Annotated in this window: 19 protein-coding genes; 7 read left to right on the top strand and 12 right to left on the bottom strand. The window is 69.7% G+C overall.

All coding sequences use genetic code 11. The features are described from left to right. Position 1: 1 nt before the first annotated feature. The 5 genes from PKE84_RS07330 to PKE84_RS07350 all read right to left on the bottom strand — a co-directional run bounded on the left by PKE84_RS07330 (position 2) and on the right by PKE84_RS07350 (position 2,737). Complete coding sequence (locus tag PKE84_RS07330; RefSeq protein WP_271176576.1) at positions 2 to 526, bottom strand: DUF6328 family protein; 525 nt, start codon at positions 524 to 526, stop codon at positions 2 to 4. Beyond that, on the bottom strand, positions 526 to 921 hold the full coding sequence (locus PKE84_RS07335; RefSeq protein WP_271176577.1) for a hypothetical protein: 396 nt from the start codon (positions 919 to 921) through the stop codon (positions 526 to 528). Before PKE84_RS07335 ends, PKE84_RS07330 begins: the two co-directional genes overlap by 1 nt. A 168-nt stretch (positions 922 to 1,089) precedes the next feature. Further along, on the bottom strand, positions 1,090 to 1,395 hold the full coding sequence (locus PKE84_RS07340; protein WP_271176578.1) for an AzlD domain-containing protein: 306 nt from the start codon (positions 1,393 to 1,395) through the stop codon (positions 1,090 to 1,092). Continuing rightward, on the bottom strand, positions 1,392 to 2,126 hold the full coding sequence (locus PKE84_RS07345; protein WP_271176579.1) for an AzlC family ABC transporter permease: 735 nt from the start codon (positions 2,124 to 2,126) through the stop codon (positions 1,392 to 1,394). The genes PKE84_RS07340 and PKE84_RS07345 overlap by 4 nt, the downstream gene beginning before the upstream one ends. 65 nt (positions 2,127 to 2,191) lie before the next feature. Further along, the gene (locus PKE84_RS07350; RefSeq protein ID WP_271176580.1) at positions 2,192 to 2,737 is read right to left on the bottom strand and encodes a TetR/AcrR family transcriptional regulator; all 546 of its coding nucleotides are present in this window, start codon (positions 2,735 to 2,737) and stop codon (positions 2,192 to 2,194) included. A gap of 118 nt (positions 2,738 to 2,855) precedes the next feature. Between PKE84_RS07350 and PKE84_RS07355 the strand changes: the two genes are divergently transcribed. Next, positions 2,856 to 4,166: an MFS transporter gene (locus PKE84_RS07355; RefSeq protein ID WP_271176581.1), complete on the top strand. Its 1,311-nt coding sequence runs from the start codon at positions 2,856 to 2,858 to the stop codon at positions 4,164 to 4,166. Between the two features lie 102 nt (positions 4,167 to 4,268). Here PKE84_RS07355 and PKE84_RS07360 read toward each other — a convergent pair whose 3' ends face one another. Together PKE84_RS07360 and PKE84_RS07365 are read right to left on the bottom strand one after the other, a co-directional pair. Further along, a complete protein-coding gene (locus PKE84_RS07360) occupies positions 4,269 to 5,288 on the bottom strand; it encodes an NADPH:quinone reductase (RefSeq protein ID WP_271176582.1) in 1,020 nt (339 codons plus the stop codon). Positions 5,289 to 5,556: 268 nt separating this feature from the next. Further along, positions 5,557 to 6,744, bottom strand: coding sequence for a MarP family serine protease (locus PKE84_RS07365; RefSeq protein ID WP_271176583.1), 1,188 nt, complete (start codon positions 6,742 to 6,744; stop codon positions 5,557 to 5,559). A gap of 184 nt (positions 6,745 to 6,928) precedes the next feature. Between PKE84_RS07365 and PKE84_RS07370 the strand changes: the two genes are divergently transcribed. Continuing rightward, positions 6,929 to 7,099 (top strand): hypothetical protein, encoded by a 171-nt coding sequence (locus PKE84_RS07370; protein ID WP_271176584.1) that lies wholly within the window; start codon positions 6,929 to 6,931, stop codon positions 7,097 to 7,099. Between the two features lie 46 nt (positions 7,100 to 7,145). On the opposite strand, the gene PKE84_RS07375 is transcribed toward PKE84_RS07370, so the two are convergent. Further along, the gene (locus tag PKE84_RS07375; RefSeq protein WP_271176585.1) at positions 7,146 to 7,274 is read right to left on the bottom strand and encodes a hypothetical protein; all 129 of its coding nucleotides are present in this window, start codon (positions 7,272 to 7,274) and stop codon (positions 7,146 to 7,148) included. 76 nt (positions 7,275 to 7,350) lie between these two features. Here PKE84_RS07375 and PKE84_RS07380 point away from each other — a divergent pair, with 76 nt between their 5' ends. After that, on the top strand, positions 7,351 to 8,244 hold the full coding sequence (locus PKE84_RS07380; protein WP_271176586.1) for a glucose 1-dehydrogenase: 894 nt from the start codon (positions 7,351 to 7,353) through the stop codon (positions 8,242 to 8,244). A 191-nt stretch (positions 8,245 to 8,435) separates the two neighbouring features. Here PKE84_RS07380 and PKE84_RS07385 read toward each other — a convergent pair whose 3' ends face one another. The 4 genes from PKE84_RS07385 to PKE84_RS07400 form a co-directional block, all read right to left on the bottom strand. Then, a complete protein-coding gene (locus PKE84_RS07385) occupies positions 8,436 to 9,236 on the bottom strand; it encodes a copper resistance CopC family protein (RefSeq protein ID WP_271176587.1) in 801 nt (266 codons plus the stop codon). After that, positions 9,236 to 9,964, bottom strand: coding sequence for a YcnI family copper-binding membrane protein (locus PKE84_RS07390; RefSeq protein ID WP_271176588.1), 729 nt, complete (start codon positions 9,962 to 9,964; stop codon positions 9,236 to 9,238). Before PKE84_RS07390 ends, PKE84_RS07385 begins: the two co-directional genes overlap by 1 nt. A gap of 92 nt (positions 9,965 to 10,056) precedes the next feature. Next, positions 10,057 to 10,719, bottom strand: a complete 663-nt coding sequence (locus PKE84_RS07395) for a hypothetical protein (protein WP_271176589.1) — start codon at positions 10,717 to 10,719, stop codon at positions 10,057 to 10,059. A 78-nt stretch (positions 10,720 to 10,797) separates the two neighbouring features. After that, positions 10,798 to 11,154 carry a UBP-type zinc finger domain-containing protein gene (locus tag PKE84_RS07400; RefSeq protein WP_271177127.1) on the bottom strand — a complete coding sequence of 119 codons (357 nt, stop codon included), beginning with the start codon at positions 11,152 to 11,154 and terminating at the stop codon, positions 10,798 to 10,800. 73 nt (positions 11,155 to 11,227) lie between these two features. Here PKE84_RS07400 and PKE84_RS07405 point away from each other — a divergent pair, with 73 nt between their 5' ends. From PKE84_RS07405 to PKE84_RS07420, 4 genes are all read left to right on the top strand, one after another. Next, positions 11,228 to 12,466, top strand: coding sequence for an ROK family transcriptional regulator (locus tag PKE84_RS07405; protein WP_271176590.1), 1,239 nt, complete (start codon positions 11,228 to 11,230; stop codon positions 12,464 to 12,466). A gap of 158 nt (positions 12,467 to 12,624) precedes the next feature. Further along, on the top strand, positions 12,625 to 13,974 hold the full coding sequence (locus PKE84_RS07410; protein WP_271176591.1) for an extracellular solute-binding protein: 1,350 nt from the start codon (positions 12,625 to 12,627) through the stop codon (positions 13,972 to 13,974). Positions 13,975 to 13,979: 5 nt separating this feature from the next. After that, positions 13,980 to 14,942 carry a carbohydrate ABC transporter permease gene (locus PKE84_RS07415; RefSeq protein WP_271176592.1) on the top strand — a complete coding sequence of 321 codons (963 nt, stop codon included), beginning with the start codon at positions 13,980 to 13,982 and terminating at the stop codon, positions 14,940 to 14,942. Next, positions 14,942 to 15,787: a carbohydrate ABC transporter permease gene (locus PKE84_RS07420; RefSeq protein WP_271176593.1), complete on the top strand. Its 846-nt coding sequence runs from the start codon at positions 14,942 to 14,944 to the stop codon at positions 15,785 to 15,787. The genes PKE84_RS07415 and PKE84_RS07420 overlap by 1 nt, the downstream gene beginning before the upstream one ends. Positions 15,788 to 15,812 lie beyond the last annotated feature (25 nt).

The following is a 15,812-nucleotide window of genomic DNA, read 5'->3' on the forward strand; positions in this document are numbered from 1 at the left end:
CTCAGGCATGCTCGGCCGGCTCGGTGCGGCGGAGTATCTGCGCGACCGACCGTGGGAAGACGAGGAGCAGCAGCACCAGCAGCACGAGCACGACGCAGGCGGCCGTGATGGCCGCGGTGCGGTTGAGGGTGACGTCGAAGATGAAGAACACGACGCCCGTGGTGAGCACCGCGACCAGAGCCAGCGTCGCGCGCAGCAGGATGTTCGCGATCACCACCGCCCGCACCTTCTCGTGGCGACGGAAGAGCTGACGGTGCAGCGCCACGGGGGCGAGCGCGAGCGCCGTGCACGCGGCCGCGATCACCACGAGCGCCAGGTAGAAGCCGACCTGAAACGTGTCCAGCTCGTGGAACCGCTGCTGGAACACGATCGAGAGCAGGAACCCGCTGATGATCTGGGTTCCGGTCTGGGTCACCCGCAACTCCTGAAGGATCTCGGCCCAGTTCCGGTCGGCGCGTTGGGACGCGCTCTCGTCGCGTCCGTCGGTGGGGTCGATGTCGATGCCTCGGCCCGTCGATTCGGCCATCACTGCCTCCCGGATGTCGTGCGCTCCATCGTGCCCGCCGCTGTCCGTCTGCGCAATGAGGCGCGGTAGAAGCGGACGAGGTCGGCGGCCGGAGGGCGGCGCCGGTCCATCGTGGTCGCATCCGTCCGCTTGGCGGCGAGATGGTGGCGCCACGACTCGGCCGCGCAGCGGTGGTCCCAGCCGGCGGCGGCAGCGGCCTCGAGCGTGCGGCACCAGCCGATCAGTTCGCGCCCCTCGGACCGCGCCGCCCACGTGACCACCCGGAACCAGACATCCGGATGATTGGGGTCACCGAACGCGAAGCGGCGCACGACCGCATACGGCGTGTCCATCGCGCCCTGCCGCAGCAGCCACTCCGACGCGTGCGCGTTGGCGACGGGATGCCACGGGGCCACTGCTCTCCTTCATACCTGGTGCGCAGCCCGGCCCGCTGCACTCACAGAGTACGAACGGCCGCCGACACCCGTCGTTCGCGAGCGGCCCGATCCGCCGAGCGGTGCCGAAAGTCGCTCATTCGGCGGGAATGGACGACATTCCGCACCTCGCGCGCGGAGGGGTTGTTGTCAGGGGATGAGCCGGATGAGCGCGGCGACGACGGCCGCGGCGGGAACGACCACGATGAACGGGACGCGCAGGGCGTAGAGGCCCGCCGCGATCGCCAGGGCCGGGATGCGCGCATCCAGCACGAGCCCCTGGCCGGCGCCGAACGTCTGCACGCAGATGAGAGCGGCGAGCAGCGCTGCCGTGAGGAGGTCGCTGATCCGCGCGACCGTCGGATGGTCGAGCGCCTTCGGCGGCACGAGCCAGCCCACCGCTTTCAGGGCGAGCACCGCGATCGACGCGAGCAGGATGATGTTCCAGGTCGTCACGGCTCCACCTCGCGTTCCATCGGGATGGCTTCGAGATGCGGTGGGTCCGATCGCGCGCCGAAGAGGTTGAGCGCGCCGATCACGATCGCGACGGCCGCGGCGGCCAGCACCGGGAGCCCAGGGGTGAGGAACGGCGTGAGCAGCGTGGCGACGAAGCCGGCCGCGACGGCGACGGCCTGGGTCTGACGCGCCTTGAGCCGCGGCCAGAGCAGGCCGAGGAAGGCGGCCGCGGCAGCAGCATCCAGCCCGTAGGCCTTGACGTCGCCGATCAGGTTGCCGAGGAGGGCGCCGGCCAGGGTGGTGAGGTTCCACCCGATGTAGACGACGAGGCCCGTCGTCCAGAACCCGATGCGCTGGGCGCGCGGTTCTGTCTGTGCCGTGGCGACGGCCGTCGACTCGTCGATCGTGAGCTGGGTGGCGGCGGCGCGGCGCCAGAATCCGGGTCCGATGATGCGGGACAGCCGCAACGCATAGAACGAGTTGCGCACGCCGAGCAGGGCTGCGCCGGCGATGGCCGAGCCCCCGGCCGCGGTGCCGCCCGAGGCGAGCACGCCGATCAGCGCGAACTGCGAGCCTCCGCTGAACATGAGCAGGCTGAGCACGCAGGTCTGCCAGATGTCGAGTCCGGATGCCGTTGCCAGTGCGCCGAACGAGACGCCGTAGGCGGCCGTCGCGATGCCGACGGCCCAGCCGGAGCGTGCGGCGACGCGCTCGGGTCGGCTTCGGCTCATCCTCCGACGATACCCAAACGGAGGACGGCCGACGGTCGGCAGGTCGGTGATGGCCCCACGGGTGCTCAGGCGAAGAGGCGGGAGACGAGGTCCTCGGCGGTCTGGTCGGTGAGCGTCCACGGCTGGAAGATCACCCGGTAGATGATCGGGGCGACCACATGATCCACGATGTCGTCGGGAGTGATGCCCGCAGCATCCGCTCGGTCGAGGAACATCGTCGCCTCGAGGCGGCGATTGCGCAGGCAGTCCGACTCCCGGTCGCCGGCGTTGGCGGCGCCGCCGCGCAGCAGCGCCGCGTTGACGGGCTTGCGATAGTGGGCGACGATCTCGCGCGCCCACTCGGTGAGGTCGTCTTGCAGGCTTCCGCTGTGCGGCAGCTCACGCTCGGGGTCGAGGTGGTAGGTGGCGATGTCGTTGATGAGGGTGGGCAGGTCTCCCCAACGGCGGTAGATGCTCGTTGGGTTGACGCCGGCCCGCTCGGCGACGAGCGGGACCGTGACACGATCGCGGCCGCGCTCCTTGACGAGCTCCTCGACCGCCGTGCGCACATTGTGGATGACCGCGGCGCTGCGCCCACCCGTGCGTTTCGGCCCTGTGGTCTGGGTTTCCATGCCTCGATGGTACGCCCGGAATGAATTAAAGCAAAACTTGTTGCTTTAATTGCACGGCGGGTCTAGCATCCCTAAAGCAATCGGATTTGCTTTTAGTGTCTGCTCTCAGGAGGGGAAGATGTCAACAGCCGCAGAAACAGGCTCCATCGCCGCCGTTCGTCCCGCGCGTCGCACGCTCCGGCCGATCGCCGCGTTCGTCGGTGCCGCGCTCGCGTTCGTCGGCGTGACCTTCGCCGCGGGCGCCCCCAGCCCGCTGTTCGTGCTCTACCAGCAGCAGTGGGGCTTCCCCGACTGGGTGCTGACCGTCGCCTTCGCGATCTACGCGATCACCCTGCTCGTCACCCTGCTGATCGCCGGTTCCCTGTCCGACCACATCGGTCGCCGACCGGTGCTGATCGGGGCGCTCGCGCTTGAGATCGTCTCGATGGTGCTCTTCCTGTTCGCGCGCGACATCGGGTGGATCATCGTGGCCCGCGCGGTGCAGGGCGTCGCGACCGGTGCCGCGACGGGAACCTTCACGGCGTCGATCGTCGAGCTCGCTCCCCAGCGCCACAAGAAGCTCGGGGCGGTCATCGGCGGAACGGCGCCCATCGGCGGGATCGCCCTCGGCGCCCTCGTCACCGGCATCGCCGTGCAGTTCACCGCGCAGCCGACGCTCCTCATCTTCACCGCACTGGCGCTCGTCTTCGTCGCCGGGATCTTCGTGGTCGCCTGGTCCGCGGAGACGGTCGAGAGCCGCCCGGGAGCGGTGCGGTCGCTCATCCCGCGCCTGAATGTGCCGCGGGCCGCGCGCCGCGAGTTCACGGGGTCCATCCCCGTGCTGGCCGCGACCTGGATGCTCGCCGGCCTCTTCCTCGGGCTGGCCCCGTCGATCGTGCACGGGGTGTTCCACATCGACAGCGGACTGGTCAACGGCCTCATCGTCGCCCTGCAGCCGGCGGTCGGCGCGGTCGTCGGGTTCCTGCTGAGCCGGGTGCCCGCTCGCCTCGCGATGATCACGGGCATGGCCGCGGTGATCGTCGGCGTGGTGCTCGCGACGGTGGCGATCGCGGGCGGGGTGCTCTGGCTGCTGTTCGTAGCCGCGGTCTTCGGCGGGGCGGGCTTCGGTGCCGCGTTCTCGTCGAGCCTGCGCATCCTGGCCCCGCTCGCCCCGAACGACCAGCGTGCGGAGCTGTTCGCCGCCGTGTTCCTGGTGAACTACCTGGCGTACGGGGTGCCTGCGCTCGTGGCGGGCGAGCTGATCGGGATCGTCGGGCTGCTGCCGTCGGTGATCGGGTACGCGGTGGCTATCGCGGCGGTCGGAGTGGTGGCGCTGGTGACCCAGCTGGCGCTCGCACGTACGGACCGCGCGTCGCGCGCGGCCGGCCCGGCGATCGCCGCCACGGTCGTTGCTGCTGCATCCCGCTGCCCCCGCGCTGCCGCCGACTGAGGCCGGGCGTCGTTTGCCACTTGTGGTGGTTTCATTGCCCGGATGACCACATCAAGTGGCAAACGACGATCAGGGGAGGCGCTCGGCGCGGCTGGGCCGCGCTCAGGCGACGTCGATGAGGGCCTTGCCGACGAGGCCTTTCTCGACCGCGTCGTGCGCGGCGGCCGTGTCCGCCAGCGCGAAGCGCGTGATCGGCAGGCCGTGCTCCGCGCCCACCGGCAGAGCGCCGTCGGCCAGCGCCGCCGAGACGGCGCGCACCGCAGCCGCCTTCACCTCGGGCGGAGTGGTGTAGGTCAGCACGAACTGGAACCGCAGGTTCTTCGACATGCTCGGCCGGGTGGGGATCGTCACCCCGGGGGAGTCCGCGCCGTCGGCGTAGATCGCGATCGAGGCATCCGGTGCCGCGACGCGCACGTCGAGCTCGGCGTTGGCGGCCGCATTCACCTCCACGATGATGTCCACGCCGCGCGGAGCGAGCGCGCCGATCGCCTGGGCGGCATCCGAGTCGCGGTAGTTCACCACGTGGTGGGCGCCGGCGGCGCGCGCCAGCTCCGCCTTCTCGTGACTGCTCACGGTCGAGACCACGGTGGCTCCCGCCCAGACGGCGAGCTGGATGGCCGCATGCCCGACCGCGCCTGCGCCCCCGGCGACGACAACGGTGCGGCCATCGAGCGCGCCGGGCGCGAGCTCACCGGGAGAGTTCTCGTGCACGGTCAAGGCGCGGTGCGCCGTGAGTGCCGGGATGCCGAGCGAAGCCCCGACGTCGAAGCTCACGTCGTCGGGCAGGCGGACCACCTGACGGGCCGGGACGACGGCGAGCTCCTGGGCCGTGCCATCCGGACGCTTGTAGGCGGCGTCCCATACCCAGACGCGGTCGCCGACGGCGATGCCGGTCACGCCGTCGCCGATCTCGTCGACGACGCCGGCGCCATCCTGGTTCGGGACCTGCGGCTGGGGGAGCTCCGTCTCGCCGCTGCCCTGTCGCGCTTTCCAGTCGGTCGGGTTCACCCCCGAGACGTGGATGCGCACGCGCACCTCACCCGCGGCGGGATGCGGCTCGTCGCGCTCGCCGAAGTGGAGGACGTCGGAGGAACCGGTGGACGAATAGGTGACAGCCTTCATGCTCCCAGCCAACCACCGCTGAGGGAGAACTGTTCCGAAAATGCGGTCGGGCGTTCCGAAAACGTTCAGTCCGTTAGCCGGGAAAACACGATCCCGGACTCGATCGGCGAGCCCGGGATGGTGTCAGGCATCCGGCCCCCACGTGTGTCGCCCGGAATCATTCGGTCCGACGTGCGCCTGGATGCGATGACACCAGGGTAGCCAGGCTCGCGCGCGATCGCGAGGGGGATGACTTCCCGGCCTTGTCAGGGTACGGGTCGGTCGGTGGTCATCCGGTCGCGCAGCCCCCGGAGCTGATCGGAGCGGTTCTGACCGAGGACAGGACGGGGCGGAGCTCGGCCAGGGAGAGCGCGTAGCCCGTGTCCGGGTCGGCGGTCGAGCGTGCGAAGACGACGCCGGCGACCCTGCCGGAGGAGTCCAGCAGCGGGCCGCCCGAGTTGCCGGGCCGCACCGATCCGCGCAGCGAGTAGATGTCGCGCTCGACGATGCCGCTCTGGTAGATGTCGGTGCCGCGAGCGTTCAGTCGATCGCGTACGCGCTGCGGGCTCACCGTGTACGGGCCGTTGCCGGGGTAGCCGGCGGCGTAGGCCTGGGCCCCCGCGGTGAGGTCGGGGCCGATGTCGAGCGCGGGCGCGGTGAGGTCGGTCACGTCGAGTACGGCCAGGTCGCGCTCCGGATCGAAGGCGGTGAGCGTCGCGCTCTCGGGACGGTCGGTGATGGGGTCGCGGACGACGATCGACGAGGCGCCCGCGACGACGTGGGCGTTGGTGACGACCCGGCCGCGCGACACCACCCAACCGCTTCCCTCCGAGTCGACACCGCAGTCCGGCTTGGAGGCGAGCACCGTGACCACCGAGTTCTCCGCGCGGGCGACGGCGGCCGGCACCGCCGTGCTCGGCGGCTGAGCGGTCTTGATCGACTCTCCGCCCTCGAACACCTTGGGCAGGCCGGCGTCGGCGAGCACGTCGTCCACGGCGCCGAGCACGGTCGACGACGGAACGGGCGCGACGCTGTCGAGCGTGGCGACGACGCGCGACGAGTTGGCGGCCTGGACGACCGTCGCGATGTTGGTGGCGAGCGCGAAACCGGCGAGCAGCCAGACGACGACGGCCCAGGTCAGCAGGCCGAAGACGGAGCCGATCAGAGAGTCGAGCCACCGGATCGGACCGTGCCGCAGCACCTTGCCGATGACGGATGCGAGTGTCACGGCGATCGCGTAGGAGACCGCCGCGCAGGCGAGCACGACCAGGGAGGCGATGACCGACCGCTGCATCACGCTGGTCCAGCCCATCGACGCCAGCCAGGCTACGGCTACGGGAGCCAGCGCCAGACCCGCCCAGAGTCCGAGACCGAGACCGACGAGAGAGGCGGCGGCCTTGATCGCGCCATTGCTCCAGCCCGCGGCGATCGCGGCGACGGCGAGCACGATGAGCACGACGTCCACCACGATTTCCACGTGGCCACCCTGCCCCATCTGGCTGGGGGAGTGCTCAACCTCCGGTGTGGAGTCCTGGTGTATCCGCTGGACCCCTTCCGTCGGCGCGCGGGTGGGGATACCGTTCATCGCCACGGTCGATGGGGCGGCCGTCCAGGCCGCCCGGGCACAGCCGCGGCGACTCAGCCGCAGGAGAGGATCACTGATGAGCGATGAGCAGAACCGTCCCGATCTCGACGAGGGCGAGCGCGAGATGACGAGCGCCGACTTCACGGCATCCGATCCGGAGCACGGCCAGGAGTCCGAACCGTCGCAGCAGCAGCACCACAACGCCGAGACCGAGGAGGACACGGCGTCCGGCGGCGCGCCGGACTAGGCGTCCGCTCGGCGTTAGGCGGGCGTTCGCTCGGCGATCGACCGGCTCAGAGGCGGCCGTCCTCCTCGTCGCCGTCGTCGACGGCCGCCGGATCGGGGAGGCTCGCCGGAACGATGTCCGGGTCCATCTGGTAGTCCGGAATGGGTGGCTGCGGGGTCTGGGCGTCCTTGTCCATGGGCTGAACGTACGCTCCTCGACGGATCGCCGAAAGCCCCTGTGTCGCGGATGACGCCCCGCGTACCGTGCGCTGCATGTCCGATCAGCTCACTTTTCAGAATCCCGTCGATCGTTATCCGTCCGTCGATGCGCCCGAGCAGCAGCAACCGGCGCCGGGCCTCGACGAAGAACTCACCCCCACCGCCGACCGCGGCGAGGAGACCTACCGGGGCACGGGACGGCTCGAGGGCCGTTGTGCCCTCATCACCGGAGGCGACTCCGGGATCGGCGCTGCGGTGGCGATCGCGTTCGCCAGGGAGGGTGCGGATGTCGCAATCGCGTACCTGCCCGACGAGGAGCAGGATGCCCGCGCCGTCGTCGAGCTCATCGAGAAGAGCGGCAGCACGGCGGTCGCCCTGCCCGCCGACATCACGACTCCGGATGCGTGCCGCGCGCTGGTCGGTGACGCCGTCGAGGCGCTGGGCGGCCTGGACATCCTGGTCAACAACGCCGGCAAGCAGCAGTTCTGCGAACGCCTCGAAGACCTGAGTGACGAGCAGTTCGACGAGACGTTCCGCACGAACGTCTACGCGATGTTCTGGATCACGAAGGCGGCCCTTCCCCACCTGCCCGCCGGGTCGTCGATCATCAACACCACGTCCGTCCAGGCATACCTGCCGAGCGAGATCCTGGTCGACTACGCCACCACGAAGGCCTCGATCAACACCTTCACGAAGGCGCTCGCCTCGCAGCTCGCCCCCCGCGGCATCCGGGTGAACGCGGTCGCTCCCGGGCCGATCTGGACACCGTTGCAGGTGTCGGGCGGGCAGCCGAAGGACAAGCTCCCGGACTTCGGCGAGCAGACGGCGCTGGGCCGGGCGGGTCAGCCGACCGAGCTGGCGCCCGCCTACGTGTTCCTGGCGTCGCCGGAGTCGAGCTACGTCGTCGGCGAGACCCTCAACGTCAACGGCGGCATGCCCACCCCCTGAGCCCGCGCGCACCCGCGCTCGCACCCGCGCGCGCACCCGCGCTCGCACCCGAGATCGAGTCGGGGAGAAATCACGTGGATCGGCCGAAAACCGATACTTTTCCCCGACTCGATCGCGGGCCTGGATGCGCGGGCGCGGATGCGCGGGCGCATCCGCGCGGTGACGCGCGCGGGCGACGAGCGCGTCGGCGCTCAGTCGCCGGACGCGCCGCCCGAACCTGACGCGCCGCCCGAACCGCCGCCCGAGCCGGACTCGCCGCCTGACACTCCGTCCGCGGGACCGGCCCCGGCGCCGCCCGCCGGCGGCTTGCGCCGCGCCGTGAACACCACGATCAGCACGCCGGCGATCGCGAGCACCACGATCCCGATCGCAATCCCGATCACGAGCCCGAGGTTGCCGGAGTCACCGGACGCGGTCTGCGTCGGCACTGCGGATCCGGCCGTCTCGGTCGGCTGCGCGCCAGGGGTCGACGACGCAGGGCCCGTCGGCGATGCGGTCGAGGTCGACCCGCCGCCGCTCCCGCCGCCGCTCCCGCTGCCCCCGCCGGCCCCGCATACTGCGGTCTCGCTGCCGCCCGCCGCGGCCGCCCCTGCGGGCGGCTGGTACGCGAACTTCACCGTGTTCGACACCGTGTGCCCGTCGGCCGAGACGATCTGGTAGGTCACGGTGTAGTCCCCAGCGCCGCCGAGGGCGACGGGCGCGGTCACGACGGTGTCCGCGACGGTCGGGCATCCGGTCTCGAAGTGGCGTACCGCCGAGCCCGAGCCGGGTCCGGTGACCGTCACGAGGGTGCTCGCGCCGTCACCGGAGAGATCGATCACCCGGTCGTTGAACGTGAGCGTAACCGTCTGAGGTGGTGTCGTCACCGTCGACCCCGCGGCAGGGTCGCTCGACACGAGATAGTCGTGCGCGGATGCCGCGGCGACGGGCGCGAGCGCCAACGCGAGCGCGCCGAGAGCGACGGCGGATGCGGTCAGCAGTCGCCGGCGCATCAGGCGCCTGCCTGTCCGCGCGAGCGACGCGTCACGGCGAACACCGCGACCACCAGGGCGATGGCTCCCAGCGCCAGGCCGGCGATTCCGAGTCCGATCGCGACGGCATCCGTGATCCCGTCGGACGCGGCGGCGGGAGCCGGGGCGGGCGTAGCGGTGGCCACCAGGGGGCTCTCATCGCCGGCCGGCACCGGGTCGTTCACGTAGAGGGTCGGCGCCGGGTGCTCGGGTTCCTTGCCCGAGGCCGGTGTCGCCTCGGTCCAGTCGACGACGGTGCCGTCGGAGTAGGTCTGGTGGGTCGGCAGCGCGAGACTGCCGACATCCGGGACCGCTCCCGCGGAGATCGTGAACTGCTGGAACTGGCCCGGTGCGATCGAAACGCCGCTGCCGGCCGTCCAGGTGACGCGCACCGGCGCCTCGGTGATCGTGCCGCCCTCCGCCGTAACCGGCTTGGAGAGTTTCTCGGTGTCGACGGTCGTCGTCCAGCCGGCGATCGGCAGGTAGCTGACCGAGGTGAACGGGTGGTCGGTGGGCAGGTCGACCACCAGTTTGACGGTGCCCGCGGTCGCGGATTCCGTCGGCACCCGGAACGTCAGCGTGGTGTAGCTGCCGGGCGTCGCCTGGTCGGGGTCGACGTGCACGTGGGCGCTCGCGGCGAGCGGGGCGCCGAGGAGGAGCAGGGCGGTGGTTCCTGCCGCGATGGACGCGGCGATGGTGCGTTTCTTCATGGGGATGTCCTGATCGAAGTCGTTGGGTCGAAAGCGGATGCGCGTGCGCGCGATCACCGACGGCGCGACCACGGCATCCGTGGTGGCGCGCGTCAGAACGCGGCGACGGCGACCGGTGGACCTCGATGGCGCAGACGCCCGAGCGGGATGCCGAGCTCGCGCAGGTGCACGGGTTCGGTGTCGACCGTGGCGATCGCCGAGGAGCGCGGCACGACCGGAAGGCTTGCGAGGCTCTGAGCGGCCAGCGCAGCGCGTGTCAGCCGGGCGACGCCCATCCTGGCCGTGTCGCGGAGCCCCCAGAACGCCCGCTCGCCGAAGCGCAGGGCGATCACGGTGACGAGAACGGCGGCCGCGTGCGAGAGCCACATCGCCGGGTTCGACGGAAGTATTCCCATGTCGGCATGTGCGCCGGCGGCGTCGCTGATCGACATCGTCAGGTGCGATCCGGAGTGCATGTGCTGCATGCCGCCGGCCTGCATGCCGCCGGCCGCGGTGAACGTGGCCGTGCCTCCGCCGAGTCCGAAGAGCGCGTGGAAGAGCAGCTGACTGAGGACGACCGAGATCGTGAGGCGCCAGAGCGAGAGGCGCTGCGTGGTCAGGGCGATCGACGCGATCGTCGCGAAGGCGAGACTCAGTGCGAGCGGAACGGGCCCGGGGGCCGCTCCGCCGCCGGCCACGTGGAACAGGGCGGCGACGAAGATGGCGACGCCGGACGCGAGCAGCCCGCGCAGCACGCGAGCCCATCTCGATCCCATAGTGCGTCCCTCCGTCGGCCGTTGTCGACCGTGGTTCGTAGCAAGTCTAGGAGACGGATGGGGTGGCGACGGGGCCGCTCAGTGCAGCAGCCGCTGCCAGTCCTGCGGCACGCGGCCCTCGGGCCCGGGCGCCGGCTGATCGAGTGGATGGTGCTGCGGCGCCGCCAGGTCCGGCCCGTCGGAGAGCTGTTCGGTCTCGTAGTCGTAGAACCACGTCTCACCGGGCTCGAACGAGCGGATGACGCGGTGGCCGGTCTCGCGGAAGTGCGCGGTCGCGTGCTGCGAGGGAGAGCTGTCGCAGCATCCGACGTGACCGCACGAGGCGCAGCGTCGCAGGTGGAACCACCAGCCGTCGGTCTCCGTGCACTCAACGCAGACGGGTCCGCTGGGTGGGACCGCGGGGTCGATCGACGTCGTTTCGCTCATATCCCCCATTGTGGTCATCCGCCGAACCGAGCGCGAGACGGTATGTATCCTACGAATGCCCGGAGCCGTGGAAGGAGGCCGCATGCCGAGAGGAGCGAACCTCCCCGCGATCGCCGCGTTCAACGACACGGTGGTGCTCGACGCGATCCGCCGTTCGGGTGACGGGATGAGCAGGGTCGAGCTGGTGGGAGCCACCGGCCTGTCGGCGCAGACCGTCTCGAACGTGAGCCGCCGGCTGCTCGGCCAGGGCCTGATCAGGGAGGCCGGCAAGCAGATCGATGGGCCGGGCAAGCCGCGGACCATCCTGCAGCTCGAGCCACGAGGCTCGTACGCCGTCGGGGTGCACCTCGACCCGACGGTGATCACCTGCGTGCTGCTCGATCTCGAGGGCTCCGTGATCGAGCACGTGCGGCGCCATTCGCCCGTCTCCGGCGACCCGGCCGAGACGATCGCCGTGGCCGTCGACGCGATCGGGGATGTGCTGAAGCGCTCCGGCGTCGACCGCTCGCGGGTGAGCGGTGTCGGCGTGGCCGCTCCCGGGCCGATCGACGTCGGAACCGGCGTCGTCGTGCGACCCCCGCTCGTGCCCGGCTGGAACGACCTGCACCTGGGCGACGAGCTCACGGCCGCGACCGGCCTGCCGTCGCTGCTCGCGAAGGATGTCACGGCCGCCGCGGTCGGCGAGCGCTGGCGCGACCCGGCCGGCGCGAGCGGCAACTTCGCCTTCGTGTACTACGGCACCGGAGTGGGCGTCGGGATGGTGCTCGCGGGCGCGGTCTACACCGGGGCATCGCAGAACGCGGGCGACGTCGGTCACGCGGTCGTCGACCCCGGCCCGGATGGCGCCCTGTGCGCCTGTGGTCGGCGCGGCTGCTACGGCGAGTCCGTGCGGCCGTACCGCCTCGTGATGCAGGGCATCCGGGCCGGCGTGCTCCGGGCGCCGGGCGGCGCGCCCGTTCCGGATGGGGTCGACCTCGACCTCGACGTCGACACGGTGGACGAGCTGTTCACGGCGCTCACGCGCGCGGCCGACGACGGGGATGCTGCGGCGGCGGCCATCCTGGATCGCTCGATCCGGAACTCGGCGCTGTACCTGTCGAACCTGGCGGCTCTTCTCGACATCGATCGCGTGGTCTACGGCGGTCCGTCGTGGGCGCGGGTGGAGCGCCGCTACCTGGAGCAGCTGCCGGAGCGCCTGCGCGAGATCGACATGAGCATCCTGACGCACCCGGTGACGCTGGCCTCGAGTTCGGTCGGCGACGACGTGGCCGCGGTCGGCGCCGCCTGCCTCGTGCTCGACGCGACCTTCTCACCCCGCTGAGCCGACTCACGCCACCGGGGCACGGGCGCGGCACATCACCGTTCCGTAAATGTTCTGACAAAGTCTTGCAATGTAAATCAAATTGATTTATAAAATACGACTAGGGTCCGGCATCGAGGGCGTGAGCGCCCACCGGACATCGAAGCAAAGGAGCATCGATGAAACGCAGCAGGATACTGGCCGCCGTCGTGGCCGCGTCCACCCTCGTCGCTTTGGCCGGATGCTCGTCGTCCGGTTCCAACGACGGGAAGACCATCAAGGTCGCCTATCAGGACTTCGGATCCGACCTCATGAGCGTCTTCATGAACAAGGCGAAGAAGGGCTTCGAAGCGGCCAACCCGGGCGAGAAGGTCACCCTGGTTCCCATCAAAGCCGCCGAGAACGACTACTACACGAAGCTCGCGCTCATGAACCGCAGCGCGTCCACCGCCCCCGACGTGCTCTACGAAGACACGTTCCTCATCCGCTCGGATGCCCAGGCCGGCTACCTCGAGCCCCTCGACTCCTACGTGAAGAAGTGGGCCGACTGGTCGCAGTTCTTCGACAACGCGAAGGACGCCGGTAAGGGCGACGACGGCAAGATCTACGGCGTCTCGATGGGCACCGACACACGTGGCCTCTGGTACAACAAAGAGATCTTCGCCAAGGCAGGTCTGCCGACCGACTGGAAGCCGAAGACCTGGGCCGACGTCATGGACGCGGCCAAGACGATCAAGTCCAAGGTCCCCGGTGTCACGCCGATCAACATCTTCTCCGGCAAGGCCGGCGGCGAGGCCAGCTCGATGCAGGGCTTCGAGATGCTGCTCTACGGAGCGAGCAAAGACGGACTGTACGACGCGAGCAGCGGCAAGTGGATCACCGGATCCCAGGCCTTCACCGACTCGCTGAAGGTGCTGAAGGACGTCTACCAGGGCGGCCTCGGCCCGTCGCAGGAGATCACCAGCGACACCAACTACCAGAACATCGTCACGAGCCAGCTGCTGCCAGAGGGCAAGCTCGCGATCAACCTCGACGGCTCGTGGGTCTCGAACACCTGGCAGTCCACCGGTGCCAAGCCGTGGGCGGACTGGAACAAAGTCATGGGCACCGCGCCGATGCCGACCCAGAACGGCGACGACCCGGGCAGCATCAGCATGTCGGGTGGCTGGACCCTCTCGATGGGCGCCAAGAGCAAGGCCAAGGACGAGGCGTTCAAGTTCATCACCTACGCCCTGAACAAGGACAACTCGCTCGACTTCGCCATCAAGCTGAGCCAGATCCCCGTTCGCAAGGACGTCGCGGCCGACCCCGCGTACGCCAAGGCGAACCCGACGTCGGAGTTCTTCTCGTCGCTCGTCGCCGTCACCAAGTTCCGCCCGGCGACCCCGGACTACTCGAAGATCTCCAACGGGATCCAGGTGGCCATGGAGTCGGTGATGACCGGTCAGCAGTCGCCGGCTGAGGCGGCGAAGGCGTACGACGACACGGTCGTCGGCATCGTCGGGAAAGACAAGACGGAGTCGGAGTAGTTCCAGTGACGTCGACACTCGACGCCGTCGGCTCCGACGCGCGCGGCCGGGGAGGATCTCCCCGGCCGCAGCGCCCGGAGCGCACGGCACGTTCGCGCAGAATGGGCCGGTCCGTCGCCAGGGCCGTCCCGCTCGTCCCGGCCATCGGCCTGCTGGTCGTGTTCCTGGTCGGTCCCATCCTCGCGTCGTTCTACGGCTCGTTCACCAACTCGTCCCTGACCGGCTCCGCCGCGGCGGACACGGAGTGGATCGGCCTCAAGAACTACATCGATCTGTTCAACAGCCCCGACTTCCCGGTGGCGGTCGTGCTCACCCTGGTGTTCGTGATCGGCTCCGCCGTGATCGGCCAGAACGTGATGGGCATGGTGCTCGCCCTGCTGATGCGGCACGGCGGACGTGTGGTCGGCGCCATCGTCTCCACGTTCGTGGTGGGCGCGTGGGTGCTCCCCGAGATCGTCGCCGCGTTCGCGTCGTACGCGTTCTTCAGCTCGAAGGGCACCTTCAACGCCATCCTGGCCGCGTTCGGGATCGCCGGCCCGGCGTGGCTGTTCGCCTTCCCGATGCTGGCGGTGATCCTCGCGAACACGTGGCGCGGCGCCGCGTTCTCGATGCTCGTCTACTCGGCGGCGCTGTCGGAGGTGCCGCCTGAGATCACCGAGGCGGCAGAGGTCGACGGCGCCAACGGGGTCAAGCGGTTCTTCCTCGTGACGCTGCCGATGATCCGCCGCAGCATCTCGACCAACCTCATGCTGATCACCTTGCAGACCCTCTCGGTCTTCACGCTGATCTACGTCATGACCGGCGGCGGTCCCGGGAACAAGAGCATGACCCTGCCGGTGCTGGCCTACCAGGAGGCGTTCAAGTTCTCCGAGCTCGGCTACGGCACCGCGATCGCGACCATCCTGCTCCTCGTCGGCGCGATCTTCGCCTTCGTCTACGTTCGCGCATTGAAATCGGAGGTGGACTGATGTCGTCGATCCGGCTGTCATCGCCCAGCGGCAAGGGCCTCAAATGGCTCGCCAACGTGCTGCTCATCGTCATCGGAATCGTGTTCGTGCTGCCCATGGTCTGGGTGGTGCTCGCCTCGTTCGACGGCGGCGCGACGCTCGCCGTCGCGTGGCCGAAGCAGTGGACGCTCGAGAACTTCCAGAAGGTGCTCACCCCCGAGCTCGCCTTCGTTCCGCTCTGGAACAGCCTGCTGCTCTCGGCGGGCTGCGCCATCCTGACGGTCATCGTGGCGGTGCTCGCCGCCTACCCGCTCTCGCGCTACCGCAACCGGTTCAACAAGCCGTTCCTCTACGCCATCCTGTTCGGCACCTGCCTGCCGATCACGGCGATGATGGTTCCCGTCTACAGCCTGTTCGTGTCGCTGAATCTGATCGACTCGCTCGGCGGGACCATCCTGTTCATGGCGGCGTCGTCGTTGCCGATGGCCATCTGGATGACCAAGAACTTCGTGGATGCTGTGCCGATCTCACTCGAGGAGGCGGCATGGGTCGATGGTGCGTCGAGCATGAAGACGCTGTGGACGGTCGTGGTGCCGCTCGTGCGGCCCGGGATCGCCGTGGTGTTCATCTTCGTGTTCGTGCAGGCGTGGGGCAACTTCTTCGTTCCGTTCGTGCTGCTGCTGAGCCCGGAGAACCAGCCGGCGGCGGTCAGCATCTTCACCTTCTTCGGACAGTACGGAGCGGTGGCGTACGGACAGCTCGCCGCCTACTCGCTCGTCTACTCGGTTCCGGTCATCGCTCTCTATGTGCTCGTCTCGCGGGTGCTCGGCGGTTCGTCGGCGCTCGCCGGGGCGGTCAAGGGCTGAGCCCCTTCGCCTCCCCAGCCCGTAC

The sequence above is a fragment of the Leifsonia poae genome, assembly GCF_027921845.1.
Classification (GTDB): Bacteria; Actinomycetota; Actinomycetes; order Actinomycetales; family Microbacteriaceae; genus Leifsonia; species Leifsonia poae.